Consider the following 24,605-nt stretch of genomic DNA (forward strand, 5'->3'; position numbering starts at 1 on the left):
GGTCCCAGAAATCGTGTCGTGGCTCAGGGGAGCGCGGCCGTGCGTTCGAGTGTCTGCGCATCGAGCAGGACGACGTCTCCTTCGCCGCCGACTGCGGCGATCACCTCACCGTCAGGGTGGAAATCCACGGGCCGAGGAGTGAGGTCCTCGTCGGCTGCGAGCTCTTCCCCGGTCTCCATGTCCCACATCCGGCCCTCGTTCTGGAACTGCCGGTCGGTACCGATGGCATCCGCGCCGACGATCGGTTCGTCGGGCTGCGGGTCGGCCCAGCTGAAGTGGAGGAGCCCGAGATCCGGGGCGACCTCGACCCCGGTGACGTATCCGTTGTCGCTGACGGCCTCGGCGTACTCGGGTACGGGGAACCGGTCCAGCTCGATCCCCTCGTCCAGATCCCACCACACGAGGTCCTCGTTGCTGGGGTAGATGACCTCGTTCTTGCCAGGCACGACTCCGAAGCCGCTGCCCGTGTAGTCGCGGATGGTGGTCTGCAATTCGCCGGTCTCGACGTCGCGCAGCTGAAGTGTGTCAGTGGTCGCGATGATGATCCGATCGTCGTCGACGTGGGCCAGATCCCAGACGGAGATCTCATTACCCCACTCGTGGACGAGTTCACCGTCGTCCATGTCGATGATCCCCACGGTGGGCTGCCGAGAGCCTTGTTCGGCGCCGCTCTCGAAGCCGACGGCGACGGCGAGGTGCTCACCCGATGGGGCGAAATCGAAGGCCACCGCACGCCGCGGGGCTTCCAACTCGTCGAGGACACGCCGGCTCTGCGGACCGAGGTGTTCGGTGGTCTCCGACGAGGGGAGGTCGTGGGTGTTGAGCACCGGGTACTCGTAGCCGGAGTCCCGGAACTCGACGGGGTCCATCGCCGCGACCATGCAGCCGACCGGTGCAAAAGCGCCCGCGTAGTCCAGGTGCGCGCCGTCGGCCGGGCGGGCGATCTCCACGCCCTCCTCCCAGTCCCACACGGTCAGGCCGTGGTTGTAGCTGGTCGCGAGCAGGGCGGACCCGTCGGGTGAGAACGAGACCCCGGTCGCGTCGAGGTCGTCGATCCTCCCCCCGGGGCCTGGCAGGCTGTCGGCGTCCGCGCAGGAGCTGTCGCTGATCATGCCGGGGGCCGCCGGTTCGGGCTCCTCCTCGCCCGAACCGGGACCCTCGCCCAGAGCCCGGACCGCACCGCCACCGGCGACCAGCGCCAGGGCAAGGCCGCTCGCGGCGAGCATGATCCTCCTACGGCGGCGCCGGGTGTTCCGCCCGGGACCGTTCTCGGCCAGGTGATCGCGGATCGCTCGGCCGTGGTGGTGGATGACGCCGGCGAGATCGGCCGGCCAGGCCCCGGGGACCGCGGGCCCGCCCAGAATGCGCACGATGTCGGCGGAGGTGGGGCGCAGCTCCGTGTCCTCTTCGAGGCAGGCGTCGACGAGGCCGCGCATCTGCATGGGAACATTTCCTGCCCCGCCGGTGCCGTCGGTCCCCGAGGCGGCAAAACACAGGGTCGCCGCCCAGGCGAACACGTCGGCAGCGGGGGAGAGACCGCCCTCGGGGGCGCTGTGGGCGGTATGGGCCGGCCTGCGCCCGACTGCGGCCGCGGCCTGCTCGAAACCGGCGTCGGCCAGAACGGTGCCGGGCTCGGTCAGCAGGATCTCGTCCGGGCCGAGGGACCCGTGGACACGGGAGGCGGCGTGCAGGTCGGCCAGTCCTTGGGCCATGGCGAGCGCGAGCGGGGGCAGCGCGGCCGTCGGTAACGGACCGTGCGCACGGACGCATTCGGCCAGGGTCGGGCCGAGCGGTCGGGACACGGCGATCCACTGCGCCGGTTCCTCCTTCGAGGAGCCCAGCACACCGGCCACGTACGGGCTCTGCTTACCCTGCGAGCTCTGTACGAGGCTCGTGAAGGCCTCGCGGAACGCGGGGTCGGAGGACAGACCCGACCGGGTCACCTTGAGCGCCACCGGCGCCCGGTTCCCGGCCGTGGCCAGGTACGTGCGGGCGGCTGTGTCCTCGCCGAGCCGGGCGTGCAGTGTGTACGGGCCGACCCGTGGAGGATCGTGCGGACTGAGGGGGATCATGGAAGCACTCTCACCTGGGGTCAGCTGAACCGGGCGATCTCGGCGAGGGCATCGGGGCTCATGAGGACGATCTCGGCGCTGTCCGGGAGGAGCCCGGCGACCACTTCGCCTTCGGGATGTACGGACAGGCCCAGGGCCAAGTCCTCGCTGGCGGCCTCGATCTCCTCGACGCCCTCCTCGTCGGGGTCCCACGTGTGGTGGAACTCCCAGATGTAGAGGTAGTAGGGGACCGTGTCGCCCTCCGGCTCCTCGCTGAAGGTCGTGTAGAGGCGGTTCTCGTGCTCGTTGTAGGCGAATTCGCGCAGTTCGCCCTCGTGGTCGGCGTCCGAGGGCGGGTTGAAGGTCCAGCCGTCGGCCCGGTCGAGTGCGTAGTCGTAGAGCGAAACCCCTTCGGGGGTGGAGAAGAAACCGCTGCTGTCACCGAGCAGGTGTGTCGGCGAGCCGACCCCGACGACGACCTGCTCAGCATCGAAGACGATCTCCCCGGTCCCGGCGTCCCACACGTTGAGCTGGTCGTTGATGTCCACCCCCGCGAGCCGGTCCCCCTCGGGGGAGTGGGACAGGGCGGTGTGGCTGCCCAACCCGTCGTGGACCAGGACCGTGTCCCCGGTCTCCAGGTCGATGTCGTAGGTCCCGCCCTCGGCGTCGAACCCCCGGTCGGCGACCGTGATGGTGTCGCTGTCCGGTGAGAAGGCGATGTCCCGCAGCTCCCGGCCTTCCGCGTACACGGTCAGCTCTCCGGTCTCCAGGGAGTAGACCCGTGCGCCGTCGGGGCTCGCCCAACCGATCAGGCAGTCGTTCGGGCTGAAGTACGGGGCGCTCTCGGACTCGTCCGGTCGGGAGGCCGGGACGAAGGCGAGCTCGTTCTGTGCCTCCCAGTCCCACAGGGCCACGCCGTTCCCGCCCGCTACTGCCAGGACCGAGCCGTCGTGGGAGAAGTTGCTCAGGATCCGCTTGCTCCCCGTCGGCACGGTGGGTTCTTCCGAAGCGGCCCCGGTGAACTCCTCCGCCAGATGCTGGGTGGGGTCGCACCGCTCCCGTGCGGGGTCCTCTTCCTCGCCTTCGTCCCCGGCGGCGGCCCCGGCCTCCTCCGATGGCGCGAAGGGATCGTCGACGGCCCAGAACCCGAACCCGCCGACCAGGCACAGCGCCATGGCGGCGGCCCCGGCGACGAGCAGCCCGCGCGCCTTCGAGCCGTTCCCGGACACGGAGCGCACCCGGTCGTACTCGGCTGCGACCTCGTTCACGGCGGCCGCGGCCTGCGGGGGCAACCACTGGCCGGCGTCGGAGGCGGGGGCGGTGGGTCCGCCGAGCGTCTGCAGGACCTGAGCGGCGGTGGGCCGGCGGGCGGGGTCCTTGTCCAGGCACGCGGCCAGGAGCGGGCGCAGCGGAGGGGGCACACGGTCGAGTTCGGGGTCGAGGGTCTCGCTCCGGTAGAGGACGGAGGAGGGATGACCGTCGCCGAAGGGGCCCACGCCGGTCAGGGCCCACACGAGGACCCCGCCGAGCGCGAACACGTCGGCGGGCGGGCCGGCCTGTTCGCCGCGGGAGGCCTCGGGGGCCATGTACCCGGGGGTGCCGGCGGTCGTAGCGCCGCCGGGCTGCCGTTCGTCCTCTGCGGCGCGGGCGATACCGAAGTCGATGACTTGCGGGCCCTCGGCGGCGACCATGACGTTGGCGGGTTTGAGGTCGCGGTGGGCGAGCCCTTGGGCGTGCACCCCGGCCAGGGCCTGGGCGATGGCGCGCGCGAGGAGCACGGCGGAGGGTTCGGGCAGCGGCCCGGTGCGCTCCACCAGGTGCTGCAGGGAGGGCCCCTTGACGTAGGCGGTGGCCAACCACGGGCGTTCACCCGAGGTGTCGGCGGCGTACACCCGCGGAACGCCCTGGCCGTGCACCCTCTGGGCGAGGGAGAGTTCGTGGGCGAAGCGTTCGCGGAAGTCGGGGTCGTAGGCGTACTCGGCCCTGACCACCTTCACCGCGGCCGGTTGGTCGTCGCGGTCGAGACCCAGGTACACGCGGCCCATACCGCCGCTGCCCAGGAGGGCGGTGATCTTGTAGGGGCCGATCCGGGGCGGGTCGTCGTCAGCGAGGGGGCGCATGGGGGTCTCGGTTTCTGGCACGGGGGTCGCGGGGACAGTTTACTGTTCGTCCGTCTTTGTCCGCAGGGTAGGAGGAGAGGGGCGCGGGGCCGGTTCCCGGAAGCCGGGGCCCGGTGACACGACCGCCCCCGGACACGCGTGGTGTCCGGGGGCGGCACGGGGATGAGGGCGGGGCCCGGGGCCGCTCAGGGCCGGGTCTCGGTCGCCCAGGCCCAGATGTTGACGTCGGAGTCGACGGCGTACTCGTCGATGCGGCGCAGCTCCTCGTCGGTGAAGGCGGGGGCCTCCAGCGCGGCGAGGTTCTGTTCCAGCTGCTGCACGCCGGAGGCGCCCACGAGCGCGGTCGTGACGGTCCGGTCCCCCTGGTCGCGCAGGACCCACGAGATCGCCATCTGCGCGAGGGTCTGGCCCCGCTCGTCGGCGATCCCGTTGAGCGCGCGGGCCCGCTCCAGCACCTCGGGGTCGAGCATGCTCTGCCGCCAGCTCGGCCGCCCCATCCCGGCCCGGGAGTCGGAGGGCACGTCCCCGCCCAGGTACCGGGAGGTCAGCAGTCCCTGCGCGAGCGGGGAGAAAGCGACCACACCCATGCCCTCGTCGGCGGCGGTCTCCAGCAGGCCGTCCTCCACCCAGCGGTTGAACATCGAGTAGGAGGGCTGGTGCACCACCAGGGGCGTGCCCAGTTCCCGCATGATCTGTGCGGCCTCGCGGGTGGCGGCCGGGCTGTAGGAGGAGATGCCCGCGTACAGGGCCCGCCCGGAGGTCACCGCGTGGTGCAGCGCGGTCATGGTCTCCTCCAGCGGGGTGTCCGGGTCCGGACGGTGGCTGTAGAAGACGTCGACGTACTCCAGGCCCATGCGCCGCAGGGAGTTGTCGAGGGAGGAGAGCAGGTACTTGCGGGAGCCGCCGTTCAGATGCGGGCCCGGACCCATGAGGTAGCCGGCCTTGGTCGTGATGACCATTTCCTCGCGGTAGCGCGCGAAGTCCTCGGCCAGCACACGGCCGAAGTTCTCCTCGGCGCTGCCCGGAGGCGGGCCGTAGTTGTTGGCGAGGTCGAAGTGGAACACCCCGAGGTCGAAGGCGCGGCGCAGGATCGCGCGCTGGCCCTCGATGGAACGGTCGTCGCCGAAGTTCTGCCACAGCCCCAGGGAGATGCGGGGCAGGTGCAGCCCGCTCCTGCCGCTGCGGTGGTACGCAGTGGTCTCGTAACGGTCCTCGTGGGCCACGTAGGGGTTCATCGCCTCAAACACTCCTCGCTCGTGCACCGCCCGGACCCGGGAAGGGTCCGGTGTCCGGGGGCGGGCCGCCCCCGGCAAGCACCCGGAACGCTAGTCGATCTGGAGTTCGCCCATGCGCTCCCAGCCCTCGCCCTCGACCTGGCGGCTGACGATGAGCGGCGTCTCGGCCAGGAGCGGCTTCATGGTCTCCAGGCCGGCACGGAAGTGGTCGCTGTTGACGTGGGCCTCGCCGGTTCCGTCCTGGAAGGCCTCGACGAGGACGAACTCGTCGTCGCGCTCGACGCTGCGGGACCACTCGAACCACAGGTTGCCGGGCTCGGCGCGGGTGGCGGCGGTGAAGTCGGCGACGGCGTCCAGGAAGGTGTCCTTGGCCTCGGGCTTGACCCGGTACTTCACGACGATCAGGATCATGCTCCCCAGTCTCCTCACTGGTCGCGGTGCACGGCAAGTGCGGAACACGAGGGCGTACCCGGGCGTTCGGGCGCAGGTGTTCCGTCCGGTTTCAGTCTCGCAGAGGAGGAGAGGGGAGAGCGCCGCCGCAGGAGGCCCGGGCGGCGCGGCGATGGTCACACACCTTGTGGGAGGCACGGGTGTGCGCGGTGCGCGTCAGGCGGCGACCATGGGCCGCGGGCGCACGGAGACCGTGTGGGGGAAGTGGTACGTCGAGGGCCGGGGCGTCCCGGAGAAGGGGTCCAGCAGCGCGGCGGCCCCCGAGGGGTCGCTGGCGGGGTGGCAGAAGGTGCGTCCGAGGTCGTTCCAGAAGAACTGTCCGTCGCGGCACCAGACGTTGATGTCCTCGCGCACGGTCATGACCGTCATCTCGGAGCAGCCGGACCAGTTGAGCCGGCGGGTCGCGGTGGGGGCGAGTTCCCCCAGGAGGGCCGTGATGGCCCGCTCTGCGCAGAAGGCGTGGCGGGGCTTGTGCTTGACCCGGCTGGCGAGTGCCGACTTCGCCCGGGTGGACCGGGGGTTGTTCAGGCGCCAGTGACTCAAGGTGGACTCCAGGGTTTCTCGGGTACCGCGGCAGGGACCTGTTGTGGCCGGTGCCCCGTGGGGCTCCGTGTTGTGTGCGGCCACGTCGCCGCGGTTCGAGCGCCCCCGCCGTACTCGTCGGCCGACGGGCCCGCTCCGCAAAGCTTGGTGAGGTACGAACGATGCCGTTACCTCGCAGTTATTCTTTGCGCTCCGGATGCTAGCAGTAACCGACCGGCGGCAGTCGAGACTTCTTTCTGTGGCCAATGTCACACGCAACGATCGAATCTCATCTGTGTCGCATAATGTTTGGGCAGTTGGAAGTCGCTGTGTGGCACGTGTGTACGAAAAATGAGCGCGAGCTAAAAACACCCCCATCCGGGGTTCCCTGTCGCGAGTCTCACCCAGGTATCGCACCTGATGTCCCGAAGCTGTCGCATACCGTGACTTTGCGCTGGTGAGGAGTTCTTGACCGAGTCGGGCCACCTCTTTGCCCCTTCCGGGACCTGCTCCCGTGCGGGGACTCCGCGGCCGATGGTCACTGCCTCACCCCCGCTGGTCCGCGCGCACGCGCGCGTGGAGGAGACTGCCTCCAGGACGACCCGAGGAGAGAAGCGGCCACGTGACACAGACACAGACATCCGACGACAGGACTTCCCGAGGAGTGGAAACGGTGTCCACCGAACCCACCGGCGGTGCCCGTGCCTGGATCGTCTGGGGGGTCGCCGTCGGCGGCTACTTCCTCGCCATGCTCCACCGCAACGGCCTCGGAGTGGCGGCCCTGGAGGCGCAGGCACGCTTCGACGCCGGCCCGGCCCTGTTGTCGATGCTGCCGATGCTGCAGCTCCTCGTCTACGTCCTCTTCCAGATCCCCGCAGGCCTGCTCGCCGACCGCATGGGCCCCCGCTACACGCTCGTCCTCGGTATCGGGGCGATGGTGATCGGCTCCGGGTGCTTCGCCCTGGCGCCCAACATCGAACTCGCCGTCGCCGGACGTTTCCTCATCGGCCTCGGCGACGCCCTCGTCTTCCTCAACGTCATCAGGCTCGCCGCCCTGTGGTTCCCGCGCGCCCGCTACGCCCTCGTCAGCGGACTCACCGCCGTCGTCGGCGGCACCGGACAGGTCGCCAGCGCCGCGCCCCTGGCCTGGGCCCTGGACGGGTTCGGATGGGTCGTCGCCTTCATGAGCGTGACCGTACTGACCGCCGCCATGGCCCTGCTCGTGCTCCTCGTCGTCCGCGACCGTCCCGAGGGCGCCGCAGGGCGCTCCACCGTCGCCGACCCGCTCCCCGTGTGGGCCGCGCTCAAGGAGGCCCTGGCCGCCCGCGGTCCCCGCATCGGCATGGCCCACCACGCCGCGATCATGGCGCCCTTCACGATGCTGATGGTGCTGTGGGGTTACCCCTTCCTCGTGGACGGGCTCGGCCTGGACGCGGGCACCGCCGCCGGCACCCTGACCGCGGTGGCAGCCGCGCCTCTGTGGATGGCCCCGCTCGCCGGTGCGGCGATCGGCCGCAGCACCAAGATCCGCACCGGCATGGCCCTGACCCTGGGCGGAACCCTCTCGCTGGGATGGCTCCTCATGGTCCTGTGGCCCACCGGCGAGGTGCCCACCTGGCTCGGCCTGGCCGTCATGGGGGCCAGCGCCGTCGGCCAGACCCTCGCGCCCACGATCTCCTTCGACTTCGCCCGCGACGGGATCCCCGCCGGCCGCACCGGCGTCGCCTCCGGACTGGTCAACATGAGCGGCTTCACCACCGCCGTGCTCTGCACCGTCGCCGCCGGTGCCGTGCTGGAGGGCCTGCCCGACGGCCCCGGCGCCTTCCAGCCGGCGTTCGCGCCCATGGCCGTGGCCACCACCGCCGCCACGAGCGTGCTCTTCCTCCTGATCCTGCGCGGCCGCAAGGACGCGTGAAGCCCACGGCCGCGGGAAACCGGGAACGGAACGCAGGAACAGGGGGCCGGGACGCAGCCCGGGTTCCAACGGTGGCCGCAAGACCCTGACTCTCAGGAGGTCGCGGCCACCGTCTCGTGTACGGGTCTCAGGGGCGGGTGAAGGCGTAGGGCGGCAGGGCGGGAACGTCGGCGCCGGGGGAGAGGCGGTGCTCCCGGCCGAGGAGCGGGCGGGCGCGGGGTGCAGCGTTCATGCTCTGCGGGATGGTCATACCGCCACCTCCTGGGCGCGTCGCTGCTGCTGTCGCCGGCGGAGACGGGACAGGTGCGGAAGGTGGTCCAGTCGGGACGGTATCCGAGCTGTGCAGGCGTGGGGAGCTGCGGCGGCCTCCGGCGCTCGCGCGGCGGGTACGCGCGGACCGCGCACGGGCGGCGAAGGGACGGGGAGGGTGACGAGGGCGCGGGTGTCGGCGCCCCACCCGGCGAGGCGGTCGGTGGCGATGCGTTGGCGCCGGTCGCCCTCGCGCCGGGCGCGGTTGCGCTCGGGGGTCCGGTCGTGCTCGAGGGAGCGTTCGTGGGCGCTGAAGTAGGGGCGGACGAGGGCGACCTCGTCGGCGGGGAACCGGTCCGTGGACGGTGCGAGGGTGGTGCGCTCCGGGGCGGTCGGCGCCTGGTCGGAGGGCCGGCCGGTGGGCGGGCGCGCAGTGGCGGCGCGCTGGTCGCGGCGGGTGCGCTCGTGGAAGAGGGCCGTTTGTGCGGGCACGCGGACCGGCTGAGCGGGGAGCGCGGGCGCGTAGCGGCGGACCCGGCGTGCGCTGCGGCGCCCGGCGAAGATCCGGCTGAGGGAGAACCGTCCGCCGGGGAACCGGCGTGTGGCGGTGTTCTGCCTGGTGGTGTGCCGTCCGCGGGGTGCGCGGAACAGGTTGTGGAGCAGGTTCTGGGCAGAGCCGAAAACGGCAGCGATACACTTGGGCATGCTGGCAAAGTCCTTGTCATAAGGAGAGATGGTTGCTGGCCACGGCCCCGGGCGGTTTTAACCGTCGCGGGGTCACCGCGTTTTCAATTGTGGGAAAGCTCCCTGAGGTGGTCGGGGATGAGCCGTATGGGAAGAAGCGTAGGGCACGGCTCTGACCAAAAGACGCCGTTCGGGGAGAACGGTTCCGACTTTTTCCTCCACGGAGGGCGGATGCGTTCTCCTTTTTGTGCTCCCCGAGGGTGGATTGTCGGGATAATTCGCCCTCCGAATTCCTGCGGATCACGGCACACGAACGCCCCCGAGAAGCGGTCGATACAGCTCCTCGGGGGCGGCGGGCGACGGGCGGCGGGCGGCCCGGCCACGTCGGAGTCAGCGCGGTTCGCCCTGGTCCCAGCGGAAGAGACGCACCGCCAGCGCCGTGACGAGCACGGCGGTCCCGGCCACGACCATCACCGACAGCCACACCGGGTGGGTGGACCCCCCGTGCGGCATCAGCCCGAGGAGCAGGTCGGCGAAGAAGCTCGTGGGCAGCCACGACAGGGCACTGTCGAGCGGGGCCGGCAGCGTGTTCAACGGCAACACCAGGCCGCTGAGGAGGAACGGCACCATCTGGAAGAACACGCTCACGTTCCACGCGCTCTCCGCCGTGGCCGACAGGCCGCCGAGCAGGTAACCGATCGAGCCGAACAGCGCCACGCCCAGCAGCGCCACACCGAACAGGGCCGGGGCGTTCTCGGCGGGCGCCAGACCGAGGGCGATCCCGACCGTGATGAGCAGGACGATCTGGGCCAGAACCAGACCGAGCCGGGCGGGTACGTGCGTCAGGATCAGGCGGGCGCGGCCCACCGGGGTGGTGCCGAGCAGGCGGAGCGTGCCCCGGGCGCGGGCGTCGGCCAGGGAGGCGGCGGTGGCCATCAACGGCGAGGTGGAGACCGCCAGGAAGATGACGAGTGGCACGACCATGCCGGAGAACCCGGGCCCGGAACCCGACTCGGGCACCACGAACGCCATGCCGAAGAAGAGCGTGGCCAGCCCCAGTGGCAGGAGCAGCGAAGTCACGAACCCCCGGCGTTCCCGGACGAACTCCCGGGACTGCACACGCAGGAGTTGGGCGGTGGGCCCGGGCCTACGGGAGGGCGGGCCGTCGGGGTCGGGGCCGGCCGTGCCACCGTTCATGGCGGCGGTCGTGCTGCCGGTGATGGCGCCCATCGCGGCTTCGGTGCTCATACGGCCTCCTCTTCACGGATGCGTGCGGTCACGGCGTGGAACACGTCGACGAGCGTGCCGCCCGGGGCGTGCTCCTCGACGAGGCCGTCCGGGGTGCCTTCGGCGGTGACACGTCCGTGGTCGAGCACGGTGATGCGCTCGCACAGGGCCGCGGCCTCCTCCATGGAGTGGGTGGACAGCAGGACGGTGCCGCCGGTGTCGCGGTAGGCGCGCACGGCCTCCCAGAGGTCCTCGCGGGCGTTGGGGTCCAGGCCGGTGGAGGGCTCGTCCAGGACCAGCAGGCGGGGGCGTGAGACGAGAGCGGTACCCACGAGCAGGCGCTGGCGCTGACCACCGGAAAGGCGGTGCACACGCACGTCCCGTGACGCGGTGAGGCCCATGAGTTCGATGACGGCGTCGGGGTCGTCGGGTTCGGGATGGAAGGAGGCCCAGGCGTGCAGGAGCTCGGCGACGGTCTGGTGGACGAAGACCGCCGCGTGCTGGGGCTGGACGGCGACGGTGCGGCGGATGTGGTCCCGCTCGGCGCGCGGGTCGACTCCGACCACGCGCACGGTGCCCTCGGTGGGCGAGCGCAGGCCGACCAGGGTCTCGATGACGGTGGTCTTGCCGGCGCCGTTGGGGCCGAGGAGGCCGTGGACCTGGCCGTGGTCGACGCGCAGGTCGAGGCCGTCGACTGCGGTGGCGGTGGACTTGCGGTCGGTGTAGCGCTTGAGGAGGCCGCGGATCTCGACGGCGGGCTCGGAACTCGGGGGGTGGTGTGTCGCGCTCATGATTCCACGGTGGCACTTGCTTTCCATGTTGGCAAGTGATTTCGGTGGAGGCATCCTGTTTTGGATCGGGCATGGTTGCTGGGGGCAGGGACAGGGCGGATCCGTGTGTCCGCATGTTCCGGGCTCTCGACCTGGAGTCTCCTGGCGATATCGTCGGATCACTCTGGGAGGTGTTCGTATGGCCGACGTGCTGATCCGCGGCGTTCCGGGCGGGGTACTCAGAGCCATCGACGCGGACGCGAAGAGACAGGGGCTGTCCCGCAGTGAGTACCTGCGCCGCAGCCTCGAACGCACGGCCCGCACAACAGAAGCATCGGTGACCGTGACCGACCTCGAAGCCTTCTCCGAAGCCTTCGCCGGTCTGGAGGACCCCGACGTGATGAAGCGGGCGTGGGGATGACCTGGTGATCCACAAGTCCGCGTTCGTGCGTCTGGGTTCGAGCTGATCGTCGAAGTCACCGGGCAGCCTGTGGAGCGCCTCCGGACCTCCTGAAGAGGCCGGATATGACAACGGCCCCAGGAATCCGTTCGTGGACGCCGGGGGCCGGATGAGGGTCGAGCTCGGAGGGGTAGAGGTTCTAGGAAGGGCCGAGGTCGCCGGCCGGGAAAAGACCTCTAACTCTGCGGGGAGTAAAGCCCCACGGGGCGCTTATCGTTGGTGATGTCGTCATCGTCTCCGAAGTCCGGCGCGGTGAAGGCGAGTTCGGGCTCGGCTTCGCTGTCCATCTCCTGCCAGTAGTAACCGTCGTCGGTTTTTAGGAGCGCACGGTCGCTGTCGCTGTCGTACCAGTGTCGGAGAATTGGGTTGCCCTCGGCCTCTACCAGCAGTTCTTCGTCGCTCACCGTGCCGTCGGCATCCAGCGCAAACACGGACAGCGCTGTGTACTGGTTCTCCTGCGCCGAACCGTCCAACGGACCGATGTACAGACCCTCGCTCCCGCGGACGAAGTTCCACGGCATGACGTCTCCGCTGTCGGAATCGGCCAAGAACTCCAGCCCGGCGTCGTTCTCCTCCTCGGTATTGCTGTACACGGTCAACTCGTTGTTCTCGGTGATCGTGTACGCGCTACTGGGCGCCGACATCCTGGTGGTGCTCTGATTGGCCTGCTCCTCCTCGACCTGGCCAGCGGAAAATGAGGGGTTCGGTGCGCTTCCGACTTCTTCTGGTTCGGCCTCCGGGTCGTCCAGGTCGACGGCGAGTATCCGGGAGTCCTCTTCACCGTGCTCGGTGCGCTCCTCGAACCAGAGCTGGGTGCCGTCCGGGCTGAACTGCGGAGATTCGTAGGTGATTTCGCCGTCGTTGAAGCTCGCCCCTTCCTCCGGGGCGAGCGTGCTTCCAGGCTCGTAGGCCTGGCCCTGATCGTCGAGCACGCCCAGGAGCAAGCCTTGTTGGGTCGGCGTCACGGTATGGCCGAAGCCGGGGGCGAAGGAGAAGTCGCCGGACTTACGCGGATAGTAGCCACCATCGTCCTCTGCCGCTTGCAAGCTGAAATTCTGGAGGCCCACACGCGTGTCCAGGCTGCCGTCCTCGGGATCGTGGAAGGTCAGAAACAACTCGTGGTCGGCATCGTGGAAGAAGACCATGCCGGAGAGGTCCGGGCCGGGGGAGTCGGCCTCGGTACTCTCCTGGCCTTGCTCCTGTGGTGCCTGTTCCGCCTCACCCGAGCAGGCCGCAGTCGCTCCCAAAGCGAACAAGGCCAGGTAAGCGGGGGCGCGCAGCAGATGTCTGGTGTCCCTCACAGCAGGTCCTCACAACATCGGGGGTGTTTCGATGGCACCGAAGCAGGACCGGGAGATCGGTCTCTTGCGTTATGGGCCGACCATGATGATCGCGTACCGCGATTCTCTGAACACACCCGGGGAAGGTTTGCGGCCGGGGCAAAGTGAATGTGTCCGACCCGAGCTCCTTCTACTGAAGCTTCCTGCCAGGTGACGGGGCAGACTCAGGACATGCCGACCACAAAGCCCCGGGTGTCTTTCGGGGACGCCCGGGGCCGGAGAGGGAAGTTCTAGGAGGGGCCGGGGCCGCCGACCTTCAGATCGGAGACGAAGAGCGCGAACGCTTCTGGCGTGAAGCCGAGGGTGGCGAGGTGTCGGTGTTGGGTGTCGCGTACGTGCACGGCCTTGGGGGTCTCCGCGACCTCGACGCAGTTGCCCCCGTGGTTGCCGCTGTAGCTGGACTTATGCCAGTTGAGTTCCATCGAAGCCTTCCTTCAACTTCATCAGTAGCCGCTGTGACTCGGCCGGGGACAGCGCCACCTCCTGCAAGTCGCCGAACTGCAGTGACAGGGTGCGGATGCCCTCGCGATCATGGACCATCCTGCCAGCAAGGGCTTCTTCCACGTACGCGAGATCCCTACCGTCCTTGAGAGACAGAAGGGTGAAGGGGCCGGTAAGCCCGGGGTGCCCGTCGCGCTCGGTGGGGATCACCAGCACTTTGAGCAGGCGCTGATCCATCAGGTTGAGCATCCGTGAGATCTGTGCCGACATGATGGACGTTCCCCCGGTCGGGCGAGTGAGTACCACTTCGTCGAGGACGGCCACCATGTGCGGGGGAGCTGAGCTCTCCCAGATCCTCTGGCGTTCCATGCGCCCTATGACGAGGCGTTCCACGGCGTTGTGTGGTTCGCGTGGATTCCCACCCGTGAGGGCGGCACGCGCAAAGTCCTCGGTCTGCAGGAGGCCAGGTACCAGCTGGGGCTCGTACACGCGGAACATCCGCGTCAGCGGCTCCACGTCGACGAGCTCGCCGATGAAGTGCGGATACGCGTCGTTCTGCATCTTGCGCCAGAGCGATTCGAGCAGGCCGCCACCGTTGAGCAGTTCGTCCGCTTTCTGGGAGAATTCCAGGCTCGGATATCGTTCCCCGCGCTCGATGGCACCGACGAGCTGGGGCGATATCTGGGCACGCCCGGACACGGTTCTCTGCGACGTCTCCGACAGGCTGCGCAACCGAGCCAATTCGGTGCCGAACTGCCTCAATGTCTGATTCTCCGCAGCGGGAACCTTCTTGGCCATGGCCATAGGAAACCACGGGAGGGCCGACCCCACCACAGCTTCCGTGGTTTCCTTTCGTCGTTCTCCACTTGAGCTGTGTCTATGGCCACGCCAATCCCTGTGGCTCCATATTCGGTGCATGGAATCACCGAGGAAGAACACGTCCAGAACCTGTTCCCGAAGCCACGTGCCCGCCGAGGAGGCCGGCCCTCGACCCGAGGACGGAGAAGGCCCCCGACCGCTCACCCGTAAGGAAGCCGCCCGTGACCTCCTCGTCTGCCTCAAGACCCGGGGGCTGCGCTTCGAGCTCGACGTCTCCCGCCTGATGATCACCGCGAAACTCAATCACGCCACGCAGGCCGTGGTCCTCCGTGGTCAGGGAAGGGAGGCGCGGTGGTGCATGGTCTGGGAGACCTTCTGCAGGGGGAGCGGCCCGAGCGTCGAACCCGTCCTCCCGATCGGGCAGGAATGGGAGCTGTCCCGGCGTCTGCTGGCCGTGCTCGAACTGGGTCAGCTCAAACTCTGAATCCTTCGAGCCGTGAACTCCTCGAGCTCCGAGCCCGATCAGGGCAGAGTGACCCGGGCACGGCCACGTTCGGCCACCAGGGTGACAGATGCGGTCACGGGTAGGGAAGCTGGAACCAACGTGCCGCGTGCGGCGTGCCCATCCCCTATCCCCCTGCACCGCCCAGCGGCAACGCCTTCGGCCTCTGGCGGTATACACCACACCTCAGCCTCAGGGGAGGCATTACGCATGTACTTCGCCCTGCTCATGACGTATATGGCGATCCACGTGAGTCTGTCTGGCCTGGCCGCGGCGGTCGGCCTGTGTTTTCTGCGCATGTTCCCCCGTGACGTCCGCGCGATGGCCGTGTGGGGCTTGGCCCTGATCGTCCTGACCAACGCGCTGGATCTGTTCGTGCGCGGGATGGCGCTGTACACGGGCTCGAGGTTCCTGGCCGCGCTGCCGTCGTGGACATGGGTCCTGACCTGGGCTGTGGCGGGGGTCGGGCTTCTGCTGCTCGCCCTGGCCGCCACCGGGCGGCGGCCAGGACCCGCGGTCGGTGCCGGCCCCGATCCCATCAGTGGCCCCGACCCCGGCACCGCGGATGGGCCGGGTACACATCCGCAAGGACACCCAGGCGGGCAGCCATCCGAAGATCCACCCGCGCCATCATCCGTACCCCCGCCCGGGCGGTCGGCCGGTCCGGGGACCCCCCCGTCTCCAGGAGGTGCCTGATGTGGGGCTCGATGCTCTACACCGAGCACTCGGTCTACGTGAGTCTCTTCCACGCCGCGATCGGGGCCCTGCTGCTGGTGCGGTCCCGCAATGTCCGGCGGGGGCGCTGGGCGCTCACGGCCGCGGCCCTGGTGGCTTGCTTCTACGGAACCATCGGAGCGACCAACTTCGCGCTGTGGATGGCACATACGGGAGCCCATGCACCGGAGGAGATGCACCCGGTGTGGAAGCTCCTACAAGACATGGTCCGGCCCCTGTGGAAGGACCTCGGCAGCTACTTGCCGCCCTTGGCCATCGGGCTGCTCGTGGTCGGGTTGGTCCAGGCCGGGAGGGCCGGTCGCACACACACCACGCACGACGAGGGGCGGGGCGGTCCAGGTGGACCAACCCCGCCCCTTGATGCAGAGAGGGCGCGCCGCGAGGGCGCTCGGCAACCTCTTAGAACGCGGCCTCGGGCACGTCCATGAGGTCGTTGGTCACGCCCTCGGCGATCTTGCGCTCGGAGGCGATGCGCGGCAGGAACTGCTCGGTGAAGAAGCGCGCGGCGGCGATCTTGCCGGTGTAGAAGTCCTGGTCCGAACCCTCGGAGCCGTCGATGTTGGCGAGGGCCACGTCGGCCTGGCGCAGCAGCAGCCAGGAGAGCACCACGTCGCCGAACGACATGAGCAGGCGGGTGGCGTTCTGGCCGACCTTGTACAGCTCGCGCTGGTCCTCGGCGGCACCCATGGTGTGGTTGACCATGAGCTCGATGATCGCCTCGATGTGCCCGAGGCTCTCCAGGAGCAGCTCGCGCTCCTCCTTGAGCTGCCCGTTGCCGGCCTCGGAGTCGGCGAACTCCTTGATCTCGGCGGAGAGCTGGCCGATGGCGGCGCCACCGTTCTTGACGATCTTGCGGAAGAAGAAGTCCTGCGCCTGGATCGCCGTGGTGCCCTCGTACAGGGTGTCGATCTTGGCGTCGCGGATGTACTGCTCGATCGGGTACTCCTGCAGGAACCCGGAGCCGCCCAGGGTCTGCAGGGACTCGGCCAGCAGCGAGTAGGAACGCTCCGAGCCCACACCCTTGACGATCGGCAGGAGCAGGTCGTTCATGGCCTCCTTGGCGGAGGTGTCCTCGCCGGCGTCCTCGGCGATCTGGATCTCGTCCTGCTGCACGGCGGTGTAGAGCACCAGTGCGCGCATGGCCTCGACGTAGGACTTCTGCGTCATGAGGCTGCGGCGCACGTCGGGGTGGTGCGTGATGGCGACCTTCGGGTCCTTCTTGGAGCCGGCCAGGTCGTTGCCCTGCTTGCGCTCCTTGGCGTACTCCAGGGCGTTGAGGTAGCCGGTCGACAGGGTGGCGATCGCCTTCGTCCCGACCATCATGCGGGCGTACTCGATGACGAGGAACATCTGGCGGATGCCGTCGTGCTTGTCACCGACCAGGTAACCGACGGCGGGGTGGTTCTCGCCGAAGGTCAGCTCACACGTGGTGGAGGCCTTCAGACCCATCTTGTGCTCGACGTTGGTGACGTAGGCGCCGTTGCGCTCGCCGAGGGAGCCGTCCTCGTTCACCAGGAACTTGGGCACCAGGTACAGCGACAGGCCCTTGGTGCCGGGGCCCGCGCCCTCGGGGCGCGCGAGCACCAGGTGGAAGATGTTCTCGGACATGTCGTGCTCGGCCGAGGTGATGAAGCGCTTGACACCGTCGATGTGCCAGGTGCCGTCACCCTGGTCGGTGGCCTTGGTGCGGCCCGCGCCGACGTCGGAGCCCGCGTCCGGCTCGGTCAGCACCATGGTGGCGCCCCAGCCGCGCTCGATGGCGTGCTTGGCGAATTCCTTCTGCTTCTCGTTGCCCTCGGCGAAGAGGATGCCCGCGAAGCCGGGGCCGGCCGAGTACATGTGCACGGACGGGTTGGCGCCCAGGATGAGTTCGGCGGCCGACCAGACCAGGGAACGCGGGGCTCCCAGCCCGTCGAGTTCCTTGGGCAGGTCGAGGTTGTACCAGCCGGCGTCCATGTAGGCCTGGTAGGACTTCTTGATGCTCTCGGGCATCTGCACCGTGTTGGTCTTGGGGTCGAAGACCGGGGGGTTGCGGTCGCCGTCCTCGAAGGACTCGGCGACGACACCGGTGGCGAGGCGGTCGACCTCGTCGAGAATGGTGCGGGCGGTCTCCTCGTCGAGGTCTTCGAAGGGGCCCTTGCCCAGTACGTCCTGGCGTCGGAACACCTCGAAGAGGTTGAACTCGATGTCGCGCAGGTTGCTCTTGTAATGCGTCATGGACAGCTCCGCTGTGTCCCTGGCCGCGGTGTCTGTACACGCGGATCTACCGACTAGTAACAAGCCAATGTTACTGCCGAGTAGCGCAGAACGCCAGTAGGGGGAAGAGGAGTCTGGCGCGTGGGACAGGACTCAGAGGCGAATCCGCAGATCAGGGGCGGGGCCGACGGTGGACTGGGGGCGGTTCACCGGCGGCCCCGGGCCGAGTGCTCCCGGGGCGGATGCCTCCCGGGAGCGGGGAGGGGTCTCAGCAGGCGCCGCGGCCCTCGGTCGTGTCGCACAGGCCCCGGCCGTCGGTCCACGTGAGCGAGTCGCGGGCGTCACCGCCGAACGGGCGGGTCGCGGTGACGTCCGTGCCGTGGCCCGAGTCCTCGCCCAGGAACACCCGGACCTCCTCCGTGGAGCCGCCGGAGTCGTCGCGCAGCACGTAGAACGGGTGCGGCAACGGAGAGCGGCCCGCCCCCGGGGCGGCCCACCAGTCAGCGCCCTGCGCGTTCGCGATGTCCACGAACAGGCAGTCGTAGGTGCCGCCCCGGTACTCACAGGTGCGCGGCTGGGCGCCCCCGTAGCGGCCCACGTTCTCGTCGGCGGTCACGCCGTCGTTGAAGGCGCGCCAGTAGGCGGTGTCGCATTCGCCGCCGGCGCAGGCGTTCCAGTCGCTCCAGGCCGAGGCGCGGGCGTCGGGGGCGCTGGAGCCGCCGTTGAGGGCGCCGCAGTACTTGTCGACGATGTAGGGCACGACCAGGTCGGACACCCATGCGCTGTCGATGGCCTCGCCTGCGGTGTTGCCGGTTCCGAGGCCGGCCGAGTCCATCTGCCACAGGCCCACGCCCGGGTTGAAGAACAGGCCGTCGCGGCCGGCGGGGTCGTACAGGCCTTCCTGGTTGTCGAACCGGGACAGGGTCATCGGTGAGGGCGTGTCCATGGTGCCGGTGAGGACCTCGGGCCAGACCGGGGCCAGGGACATCGCGGTGGCCTCCTTCGCGGAGATGCCGCAGGAGGCCCCGCCCGCGGCATCGGCCGCGGCACCTTCCACGGCCGAGAGGGCCTCGGCACCGAAGGTCAGGGGACCGGGTGGGACGGCCGCGTGTTCCAGCTCTGCCTCGGCGGCGAGCCGGTCCTCGGTGGCGCGGTCGGCCGGAGCGGGTGCGGTCGGGCCGTCGGCGGGTGCGTCGGCCGCATGGGTGGCCTGGGGGAGCGTGAGGGCCAGGGCGGTCGCGGCGAGTACGGAGGTCAGACGCCGTAGTCGGCCGGGGGTGTGTCCGGGCATGGAGGTAGTGCCTCTCCTACGAAACCGAGCGGGGATCTCGGGACAGGAACTTTCACCCGGGTGGGCGAAGTTGGAGGAAAGCTACAAGTCCTGCCATGTACGGACAAGGGCGGTCGCTGGCTCGCAACAAAGATCTCACCCGAAGGTCAGGACCCGGTACGTATACGGGCACCGGGCCCCGACCGTCGGTCCCTGACCGTCAGAGCACCTCGAGCGGGGTGGCACGGTCCGGGGCGGGGAAACGCTCGTCCAGCGCCACCAGATCCGCGTCGGTGAGCGTGATGTCGAGCGCCGCACGGTTCTGCTCCACGTGCTCGGGGCGGCTCGACTTCGGGATCGCGCACAGGCCCTCGCCGGCGAGCACCCACGCGATCGCGGCCTGGGCGGGTGTGGCGCCGTGGCGTTCGGCGACCTCGGCCAACACCGGATCCCGGAGCAGGCGGCCCTGCTCGATCGGGGAGTAGGCCATCACCGGCACACCGTGCTCACGGCACCACGGGAGCAGGTCGTGCTCCGGCCCGCGCCGGGTCAGGTTGAACAGGATCTGGTCCGTGGCGCAGCCGCGGGCCCCTTCGCTCCCCCAGAGTTCGCGCATGTCGTCGGTGTCGAGGTTGCTCACCCCGAAGTCGCCGATCTTGCCGGCCTCGCGGAGTTCGATCAGCGCCGACACCGTCTCCGACAGCGGGACCCCGCCCCGCCAGTGCAGCAGGAACAGGTCGAGGTGATCGGTGCGGGTACGGCGCAGGCTCCGTTCGCACGCGTCGATCGTGCCCGCGTACGAGGAGTTGCTCGGCAGGACCTTGCTCACCAGGAAGACTTCGTCGCGGCGGCCCTCGATCGCCTCGCCCACGACCTCCTCGGCGTCGGCGTACATCTCCGCGGTGTCGATCAGGCCCAGACCCAGATCGAGCCCGTGCCGCAGCGCAGCGATCTCCGAAGCGCGTTCCGACGCGTCCTCGCCCATGCCCCAGGTGCCCTGGCCCAGCACCGGCAGCTCGGCGCCCGACGGCAGACGCAGACCTCTCATGACACACCCTCCTCGAACAGGTTCCGGATCTCTCGGGGGAGCTTTCGCCGCTGGAGCCCCGCGTGAAACAACGGGGACGCGGTGCTCACCGGACGCTCCTATCCTCGAACAGGACGCACGAGATCGAAGCGGAGGGGCGAAGACACGATGCTGGAGCTGATGCCGGGGCTCACCCGGATCTACGAGGAGTGGGCAGAGAAATACCCCGACGTGCAGCCCCTCACCATCCAGTTCCCCGCCCGCGACGGTGAGGACACCGAGGACGGCGCGAAGAAGGGCGGCCTCGACGGGGTGCTCGCCTACCCGCTCGACGGACACTGGCTGCTCGTGACCTTCGGACTCACCGAACTCGGCGAGAAGACCAGCCAGGAGCCCCGGGTCTCCGGGGCCGGGTTCGAATTCACCTGCCGGATCCCGCGCGGGCCCGAGGAGAAGGCCGTTCCCACGTGGATCCTGCGCGTGCTGCACGCCGTCGCCGACCACTTCCTCGCCGGGACCGACCTCGACGTCGGGCACTGGATCCTGACGCCCTCCCCGCTCGGGGGCGAACCCGCCAACGGCGACATGACCTCGTTGGTCATCGTCCCCGACGTGGACATCGCACACATCACCACGCCCAACGGGATCGTGCTGTTCTTCCAGCTCGTGGGGCTGATGTCCGGCGAGGGCCAGGAGATGCAGGAGGCCGGGACGTCGTCGCCGCTCGTCGCGGTGCTGCGCGACCGTGACCCGCGGCTGGTCTCGGACCCCGGCCGGGAACCCGTACAGCTGTAGGGGCCGCCGCCCGAGCTCGGGCGGCGGCCCCTACCGTCTCCTGCGGGTCAGTGCATCAGGCCTCGTACTCGGTGATGCTCTCGGCGATGCCGTCGACGATCTCGACCTCGGCCAGGACGACGGTGCCGTTCTCCAGGGCGGCGTCGAACTCCTCGAAGCTGCACTCGACGGTGCCGGAGCCGTTCTCGTCGGCGCCGTCCTCGGCCGGGCAGGTGTAGATTCCGCCGAGGATCTGCGTGTTCTCGGCGACGTAGAACGCCTGGTCGCCGATGGTGTACTCGCCCGGAGCCCGGTGCGCCAGCTCGCCCGTCAGAGTCCGGGACTCTGCCGAAGCCCCCTCGGAAGCGTGATCCGCGTCCGTGGCTTCGGTGCCCGCCGATACGTTCTCCGCCACCGAGCCGATGGCCTCGCTGGAACATGCGGTCGAACCGAGGGCCAGCAGGCTCGTGGCCAGGAGAGCCAGGGCGGTGGAACGGACATCGCGCTTCATTTCGTCTCTTTCTTTTTCGGGGCGATGTGTATTACCGGGGGATTCGGGGGATTTGTTGACGGCGCGGATTCCCGGGGCGGGAAACGTGTCATGACTGATGAGGATTCGAGATCCTGGTCGCGAGGTAATTTTCGTCCAGATGGGCCGGGATCCCTGTGGTCGAGGGTCTGGCGAATTTTCCCGATCCAGTCGACCTTCATGATCATCGGAGGTAGTTAAAGTTTTGGTCAGCCGGGGTCCCGCTGCTTTATCGGGTGCCTGTAACCCCTTCCGTGCACTATGAACCCGTTGAGTGGTACTTGGTTCGCAGGCACCGGAAGTTTTTTCGGGGCGTTGTGGGACGGGCCGCCCTGAATTCCGGTTCTCTCGGCGGCGGGGCCCATGATCCATCGGTCCGGGTTCGCCGGGTGGTGGGACACACGTAGGCCTGCGTATTCCGGGGCGTCACCCGGGGCCGTCACCATGAGCGGGCATGACCGCCCTCTCCTCGCCGCAGCACGGCCCGGGTACACCCGAGCGCCGAGACGGTGCCGGCGCGGCCGGCACCACACGGGACCACACGCCACGGGCCGGTGGCGGGCACCGGCCCGAGATCGACGGGCTGCGCGCCGTCGCCGTCCTGCTGGTCGCCGCCTACCACGTCTGGTTCGGCCGGGTCTCCGGCGGCGTCGACGTCTTTCTCCTGCTCACCGGGTTCCTCATCACCGGGTCGCTGGTGCGGGCCTCCGAGCGCGGCGGGATCCGGTACGGGGCGTTCCTGGGCCGCCTGGCCGTCCGTCTGGTACCCACGGCGGTCCTCGTGATCGCGGCGGCCCTGGTCGGCGCACGCCTGCTGCTGCCCGAGACCCTGTGGCAGGAGAGCGCGGGCCAGGCCCTCGCGTCCGCTCTCTACCACCTGAACTGGCAGCTCGCGCTCGACTCTGCGGACTACCTGGCTCGTGACGAGACGACCGGACCGTTCCAGCACTTCTGGTCGCTGTCGATCCAGGGGCAGTTCTACCTGCTGTGGCCGGTGGTGATCGGGGCAGCGGTGTGGTGGGCGACCCGGCGCGCGAGCGCGCGGCGCGGGGAAGCGGAGAGCGGCACCGCGCAGCGCACGGCTTCCGCACGCCGCGGCGTGTTCGCCGTGCTCACGGGTGTCTTCGTGCTCTCCCTCGCCTACTCCGTGCACATCACCCGTACGGATCAGGCGTGGGCCTACTTCGACACCGGCGCCCGGTTGTGGGAGTTCGCGCTCGGCGGTCTCCTCGCGCTCGCTCTTCCGTGGTTGAACCCGCCCCGGGTCCTGCGCCTGCTGCTGGGGTGGGCCGGGCTCGCCGCTCTGGTGCTGTGCGGGGTGCTGCTCCAGGTGTCGACCGTCTTCCCCGGGTACGCGGCGCTGTGGCCCACTCTCGCCGCCGCAGCGGTCGTCGTGGCCGGCACCACCGGATCACCGTGGGGCGCCGACCGGCTCCTGACCCTGCGCCCGCTGCGCTACCTGGGTTCCCTCTCCTACGCGCTGTACCTGTGGCACTGGCCGGTGCTGGTGTTCTACCTGGCCGCGACGGACCGCACCCTGGCGAGCCCGTTGGGCGGGGCGGCCGTCCTGGCGTTGTCGGTGGTGCTGGCTGCTGTGACCACTCCCGTTGCCGACCGCGCCACTGATTTCGGTCGCGGCGGCGGGAAACTGCGCGCTCCTGCCTTGGCACTGGCCTGCCTCCTCCCGCTGCTGCTCACCGCCGGAACCTGGTCGGCACGCATGGAAGCCGAACAACGCAACCTCGAGCAGCAGCTCGCCGACCCGAAGCGCTATCCCGGCGCGCCTGCGCTGGACGACGGCGGCCACGGCGAGTACGCCGACCCGGTCCGCCCCGACCCCGCGCACGCCGCCGAGACCGACCTCCCGGTGACCTACGACGACGGGTGCAACCAGGACACCGCCGGGACCGACGTCATCGTGTGCGAGTACGGCACCGACGACCCCGAGCGCACGATCGCTCTGGTCGGCGGGTCGCACGCCGCGCACTGGTTCCCCGCGTTGGAGGAGCTCGCCGAGGACCACGGCTGGCGCTTGCTCAACATCGTCAAGGGCGCCTGCCTGTTCACCGACGCCCCGCAGACCTACAAGGGCGAGCCCTACACCGCGTGCGCCGAGTGGAACGACGGGGTCATGGCCGAGCTCGCCGACCTGCGCCCCGACGCGGTCTTCACCACCGGCACGACCACCAGCCTCGACACCTCGGCGGGGTACGGGGAGGAGCAGGTCGTGGAGGGTTACCCCGACCGGTGGCGGCAGCTGGGCGAGCTCGGTATCGAGGTCGTCGCCGTGCGGGACACGCCCCGACCCGGGTTCGACGTCCCCGAGTGCCTGGCCGGCTCCGGGCCCGAGGGGTGCACGTCCGAGCCCGGCGACTCCATGGCCGACACCTCGCCGCTGGCGGAGGTCGAGCTTCCCGAGCACGTGAGCACGCTCGATCTCACGGACCAGTTCTGTGAGCCCGGGGTGTGCCGTCCGGTCGTCGGCAACGTCCTCGTCCACTGGGACGGCGGCCACGTCACCGCCAGCTACATGCGCACGCTCGTCCCTGCCCTCGAGGAGCGCTTGCTCGCCGCCACCGGGTGGTGAACCCGGCCGGGAAGGAGGGGAGAACGACCTCGTGAAACGCCAGGGGTTTATAACGCTGTCGTTGTATATCTATGTTTGTCGGAGCTCGTCGAACCCTGGCTCTACGAGCTCGACCGGAACTCATACGACCAAGTGTTCGACGCGCACATCGTGAGGTTGCGGGGAGGAGACTGATGGGCATGAGCCTTGAAGACATGTTGGCCAGAGGGCCTGTGGACCGTGAGGAGCTGGAGACCGACAAAGAGCGCCTGCTCGAGGAGGTCCGTGCGTACCGGCTGCGTGAGCTCCGGGAGGGAGCAGCGCTCACACAGGTGGAACTCGCGGAACGGCTCGACGTGAGCCAGAACCGTGTCTCGAAGATCGAGCACGGGGCTGTGGTCCGAGCGCAGGTCGAGACCCTTCGCAGGTATGCCGAGGCGGTCGGGGGCGAGCTCCACGTCGAGATCGAGATCGCAGGTCGACGGGTCGAGATCGCGTGAGGGCGGTCGGGAGCTGCGCGCGTCCGGCGTCACCGGCCGACGGCGCGGTCGATCGCCTCGCCGATCTCACCGACACGGTCGGCGAGCAGGCCCATCGCGCCGATGGCGCGCGTGAGCGGGTTCTTCCGCTTTCGCCCCGGACGCTGTCCAAGGCGCAGGTCCGGGGACTGTCCGAGACCCGGTCCATGGCCGGTTGTGGCCATACGGGCAGCTCGGAACCGTG

24 protein-coding genes are annotated in these 24,605 nt (G+C 69.4%); 7 read left to right on the plus strand and 17 right to left on the minus strand.

Features of this window, described 5'->3' with window-relative positions:
* Positions 1 to 23: 23 nt before the first annotated feature.
* The 5 genes from D473_RS0111200 to D473_RS0111220 form a co-directional block, all read right to left on the minus strand.
* Entirely contained in the window at positions 24 to 2,072 is a 2,049-nt protein-coding gene (locus D473_RS0111200; RefSeq protein WP_026126842.1) for a protein kinase family protein, read from the minus strand.
* Positions 2,073 to 2,092: 20 nt separating this feature from the next.
* Positions 2,093 to 4,171, minus strand: a complete 2,079-nt coding sequence (locus D473_RS24700; RefSeq protein ID WP_051043030.1) for a WD40 repeat domain-containing serine/threonine protein kinase — start codon at positions 4,169 to 4,171, stop codon at positions 2,093 to 2,095.
* Between the two features lie 185 nt (positions 4,172 to 4,356).
* The gene (locus tag D473_RS0111210; protein ID WP_017609162.1) at positions 4,357 to 5,406 is read right to left on the minus strand and encodes an aldo/keto reductase; all 1,050 of its coding nucleotides are present in this window, start codon (positions 5,404 to 5,406) and stop codon (positions 4,357 to 4,359) included.
* A gap of 90 nt (positions 5,407 to 5,496) precedes the next feature.
* Positions 5,497 to 5,817 carry a putative quinol monooxygenase gene (locus tag D473_RS0111215; protein WP_017609163.1) on the minus strand — a complete coding sequence of 107 codons (321 nt, stop codon included), beginning with the start codon at positions 5,815 to 5,817 and terminating at the stop codon, positions 5,497 to 5,499.
* 195 nt (positions 5,818 to 6,012) lie between these two features.
* Positions 6,013 to 6,399: a hypothetical protein gene (locus D473_RS0111220; RefSeq protein ID WP_017609164.1), complete on the minus strand. Its 387-nt coding sequence runs from the start codon at positions 6,397 to 6,399 to the stop codon at positions 6,013 to 6,015.
* Between the two features lie 652 nt (positions 6,400 to 7,051).
* On the opposite strand from D473_RS0111220, the gene D473_RS0111225 reads away from it, so the two are divergent.
* Positions 7,052 to 8,293: an MFS transporter gene (locus D473_RS0111225; RefSeq protein ID WP_017609165.1), complete on the plus strand. Its 1,242-nt coding sequence runs from the start codon at positions 7,052 to 7,054 to the stop codon at positions 8,291 to 8,293.
* 127 nt (positions 8,294 to 8,420) lie between these two features.
* Here the strand turns inward: D473_RS0111225 and D473_RS28415 are convergent, their stop codons facing one another.
* From D473_RS28415 to D473_RS0111245, 4 genes are all read right to left on the minus strand, one after another.
* Positions 8,421 to 8,543 carry a hypothetical protein gene (locus D473_RS28415; RefSeq protein ID WP_017609166.1) on the minus strand — a complete coding sequence of 41 codons (123 nt, stop codon included), beginning with the start codon at positions 8,541 to 8,543 and terminating at the stop codon, positions 8,421 to 8,423.
* On the minus strand, positions 8,540 to 9,247 hold the full coding sequence (locus tag D473_RS0111235) for a hypothetical protein (RefSeq protein WP_017609167.1): 708 nt from the start codon (positions 9,245 to 9,247) through the stop codon (positions 8,540 to 8,542). The genes D473_RS28415 and D473_RS0111235 overlap by 4 nt, the downstream gene beginning before the upstream one ends.
* 369 nt (positions 9,248 to 9,616) lie before the next feature.
* Positions 9,617 to 10,474 (minus strand): ABC transporter permease, encoded by an 858-nt coding sequence (locus D473_RS0111240; protein WP_017609168.1) that lies wholly within the window; start codon positions 10,472 to 10,474, stop codon positions 9,617 to 9,619.
* Positions 10,471 to 11,244 carry an ABC transporter ATP-binding protein gene (locus tag D473_RS0111245; protein WP_017609169.1) on the minus strand — a complete coding sequence of 258 codons (774 nt, stop codon included), beginning with the start codon at positions 11,242 to 11,244 and terminating at the stop codon, positions 10,471 to 10,473. The genes D473_RS0111240 and D473_RS0111245 overlap by 4 nt, the downstream gene beginning before the upstream one ends.
* A gap of 178 nt (positions 11,245 to 11,422) precedes the next feature.
* On the opposite strand from D473_RS0111245, the gene vapB reads away from it, so the two are divergent.
* Positions 11,423 to 11,644 carry a type II toxin-antitoxin system VapB family antitoxin gene (vapB, locus tag D473_RS0111250; protein WP_017609170.1) on the plus strand — a complete coding sequence of 74 codons (222 nt, stop codon included), beginning with the start codon at positions 11,423 to 11,425 and terminating at the stop codon, positions 11,642 to 11,644.
* 215 nt (positions 11,645 to 11,859) lie between these two features.
* On the opposite strand, the gene D473_RS0111255 is transcribed toward vapB, so the two are convergent.
* The 3 genes from D473_RS0111255 to D473_RS0111265 all read right to left on the minus strand — a co-directional run bounded on the left by D473_RS0111255 (position 11,860) and on the right by D473_RS0111265 (position 14,262).
* Positions 11,860 to 12,984 (minus strand): hypothetical protein, encoded by a 1,125-nt coding sequence (locus D473_RS0111255; protein ID WP_017609171.1) that lies wholly within the window; start codon positions 12,982 to 12,984, stop codon positions 11,860 to 11,862.
* A 269-nt stretch (positions 12,985 to 13,253) separates the two neighbouring features.
* Positions 13,254 to 13,445, minus strand: coding sequence for a DUF397 domain-containing protein (locus tag D473_RS0111260; RefSeq protein WP_017609172.1), 192 nt, complete (start codon positions 13,443 to 13,445; stop codon positions 13,254 to 13,256).
* Entirely contained in the window at positions 13,426 to 14,262 is an 837-nt protein-coding gene (locus D473_RS0111265) for a helix-turn-helix domain-containing protein (protein WP_241474766.1), read from the minus strand. Before D473_RS0111265 ends, D473_RS0111260 begins: the two co-directional genes overlap by 20 nt.
* A 166-nt stretch (positions 14,263 to 14,428) precedes the next feature.
* Here D473_RS0111265 and D473_RS0111270 point away from each other — a divergent pair, with 166 nt between their 5' ends.
* Entirely contained in the window at positions 14,429 to 14,767 is a 339-nt protein-coding gene (locus tag D473_RS0111270) for a hypothetical protein (RefSeq protein ID WP_017609174.1), read from the plus strand.
* Between the two features lie 713 nt (positions 14,768 to 15,480).
* Positions 15,481 to 15,948 carry a hypothetical protein gene (locus D473_RS0111280; protein WP_017609175.1) on the plus strand — a complete coding sequence of 156 codons (468 nt, stop codon included), beginning with the start codon at positions 15,481 to 15,483 and terminating at the stop codon, positions 15,946 to 15,948.
* Here the strand turns inward: D473_RS0111280 and D473_RS0111285 are convergent.
* From D473_RS0111285 to D473_RS0111295, 3 genes are all read right to left on the minus strand, one after another.
* On the minus strand, positions 15,920 to 17,737 hold the full coding sequence (locus D473_RS0111285; protein ID WP_017609176.1) for an acyl-CoA dehydrogenase: 1,818 nt from the start codon (positions 17,735 to 17,737) through the stop codon (positions 15,920 to 15,922). The two genes, D473_RS0111280 and D473_RS0111285, sit on opposite strands and share 29 nt — an antisense overlap.
* A gap of 247 nt (positions 17,738 to 17,984) precedes the next feature.
* Positions 17,985 to 19,007: a hypothetical protein gene (locus D473_RS0111290; protein WP_017609177.1), complete on the minus strand. Its 1,023-nt coding sequence runs from the start codon at positions 19,005 to 19,007 to the stop codon at positions 17,985 to 17,987.
* 199 nt (positions 19,008 to 19,206) lie between these two features.
* Complete coding sequence (locus D473_RS0111295; protein WP_017609178.1) at positions 19,207 to 20,034, minus strand: aldo/keto reductase; 828 nt, start codon at positions 20,032 to 20,034, stop codon at positions 19,207 to 19,209.
* Between the two features lie 147 nt (positions 20,035 to 20,181).
* Here D473_RS0111295 and D473_RS0111300 point away from each other — a divergent pair, with 147 nt between their 5' ends.
* Positions 20,182 to 20,808, plus strand: coding sequence for a suppressor of fused domain protein (locus D473_RS0111300; RefSeq protein WP_017609179.1), 627 nt, complete (start codon positions 20,182 to 20,184; stop codon positions 20,806 to 20,808).
* Positions 20,809 to 20,863: 55 nt separating this feature from the next.
* On the opposite strand, the gene D473_RS0111305 is transcribed toward D473_RS0111300, so the two are convergent.
* On the minus strand, positions 20,864 to 21,298 hold the full coding sequence (locus D473_RS0111305) for a hypothetical protein (protein WP_017609180.1): 435 nt from the start codon (positions 21,296 to 21,298) through the stop codon (positions 20,864 to 20,866).
* A gap of 472 nt (positions 21,299 to 21,770) precedes the next feature.
* Here D473_RS0111305 and D473_RS0111310 point away from each other — a divergent pair, with 472 nt between their 5' ends.
* Positions 21,771 to 23,903, plus strand: coding sequence for an acyltransferase family protein (locus D473_RS0111310; protein WP_017609181.1), 2,133 nt, complete (start codon positions 21,771 to 21,773; stop codon positions 23,901 to 23,903).
* A 179-nt stretch (positions 23,904 to 24,082) separates the two neighbouring features.
* On the plus strand, positions 24,083 to 24,382 hold the full coding sequence (locus D473_RS0111315) for a helix-turn-helix domain-containing protein (RefSeq protein ID WP_241474767.1): 300 nt from the start codon (positions 24,083 to 24,085) through the stop codon (positions 24,380 to 24,382).
* 29 nt (positions 24,383 to 24,411) lie between these two features.
* On the opposite strand, the gene D473_RS27465 is transcribed toward D473_RS0111315, so the two are convergent.
* Positions 24,412 to 24,585, minus strand: coding sequence for a hypothetical protein (locus D473_RS27465; RefSeq protein WP_017609183.1), 174 nt, complete (start codon positions 24,583 to 24,585; stop codon positions 24,412 to 24,414).
* Between the last annotated feature and the right edge of the window lie 20 nt (positions 24,586 to 24,605).

The organism is Nocardiopsis xinjiangensis YIM 90004 (assembly GCF_000341145.1).
In the GTDB taxonomy this organism is placed as follows: Bacteria; Actinomycetota; Actinomycetes; order Streptosporangiales; family Streptosporangiaceae; genus Nocardiopsis; species Nocardiopsis xinjiangensis.